The sequence below is a fragment of the Bradyrhizobium sp. cir1 genome (assembly GCF_014198245.1).
In the GTDB taxonomy this organism is placed as follows: Bacteria; Pseudomonadota; Alphaproteobacteria; order Rhizobiales; family Xanthobacteraceae; genus Bradyrhizobium.
The window spans coordinates 1-1,309 of the sequence record NZ_JACIHE010000068.1; the positions used below are offsets into that span (position 1 = coordinate 1).

The 1,309-nt window shown below is 65.7% G+C and carries 1 protein-coding gene; it reads right to left on the bottom strand.

What is annotated here, in order from left to right; translation table 11 throughout:
* Positions 1-67: 67 nt before the first annotated feature.
* Complete coding sequence (locus tag GGD63_RS39900; protein ID WP_183250661.1) at positions 68-1,267, bottom strand: IS256 family transposase; 1,200 nt, start codon at positions 1,265-1,267, stop codon at positions 68-70.
* Positions 1,268-1,309: the final 42 nt, after the last annotated feature.

Genomic DNA, 1,309 nt, shown 5'->3' on the forward strand with positions numbered 1-1,309 from the left:
GATCGTGTCCCTGAGCGTGGTGTAACTGGCGGTGGGACACCGCGTTCGCCGGCAAGAGCCGGACTGGTCAGCTGGCGATAGCCGGGAGGCTGACGATTGGATCATCGCTCAACGGCGCGATGGTTTCCAGCGTCATGTAACGGGCGCGCTGGACGGCCCATTCATCGTTCTGTTCGAGCAGGATCGCGCCGATGAGGCGGACGATGGCGTCCTCATTGGGGAAGATGCCGACGACCTCGGTCCGGCGCTTGATCTCGCCGTTGAGGCGCTCGATCGGGTTGGTCGAGTGCAGCTTGGTGCGGTGCTGCGGCGGGAACGTCATGTAGGCCAGCACATCGGTCTCGGCCTCGTCGAGGAAGCCGGCGAGCTTGGGTAGCTTGGGGCGGAGCTGATCGGCGACCTTTCGCCATTGCGCTCGTGCGGCCTCGGCATCGTCCTGGGCAAACGCAGTGGCGATGAAGGCGGAGACGACACGCCGTCCGCTTTTGCCAGCATGGGCCAGCGCGTTGCGCATGAAGTGCACGCGGCAACGCTGCCAACTGGCGTTGAGCACCTTGGCGACGGTCGCCTTGATGCCCTCGTGGGCGTCGGAGACGACCAGCTTGACGCCGCGCAGGCCGCGGCGGGCGAGCTTGCGCAGGAACGCCGTCCAGAATGTCTCGGCCTCCGAGGGACCAATGTCCATGCCGAGAACTTCGCGCCGGCCATCGCTGTTGACGCCGACCGCGACGATCACCGCGACCGACACGATGCGCCCCTGCTGGCGCACCTTCACGTAGGTGGCGTCGATCCACAGATAGGGCCAATCGCCCTCGATCGGGCGAGTGAGGAACGCCTTCACCTTGTCATCGATCTCCGCGCACAGCCGCGAGACCTGGCTCTTGGAGATGCCGCTCATGCCCATCGCCTGCACCAGATCGTCGACGGAGCGGGTCGAGACGCCCTGCACATAAGCTTCCTGCACCACGGCGGTGAGCGCCTTCTCGGCCATCCGGCGCGGCTCCAGAAAGCCGGGGAAGTAGGAGCCTTTGCGCAGCTTGGGAATGCGCAGCTCGACCGTTCCGGCGCGGGTCTCCCAGGTCCGGTCGCGGTAGCCGTTGCGCTGCGCCAGACGCTCGGGGTTCTTCTCGCCGTAGGCGGCCCCGGTCTGGCCTTCCACTTCCAGCTCCATCAGGCGCTGGGCAGCAAAGCCGATCATCTCGCGCAGCAGATCCGCATCAGGGGTCTTCTCCACGAGCGTGCGGAGGTTCATCATCTCATCGGTCATCGGTGGTTCCTCGAATCAGGTTGGTGTCAGCAACCCGACCCT

Excerpts from the sequence above, each read along its gene's own strand:
- GGD63_RS39900 (WP_183250661.1), bottom strand. The coding sequence starts at position 1,267 with ATGACCGATGAGATGATGAACCTCCGCACGCTCGTGGAGAAGACCCCT.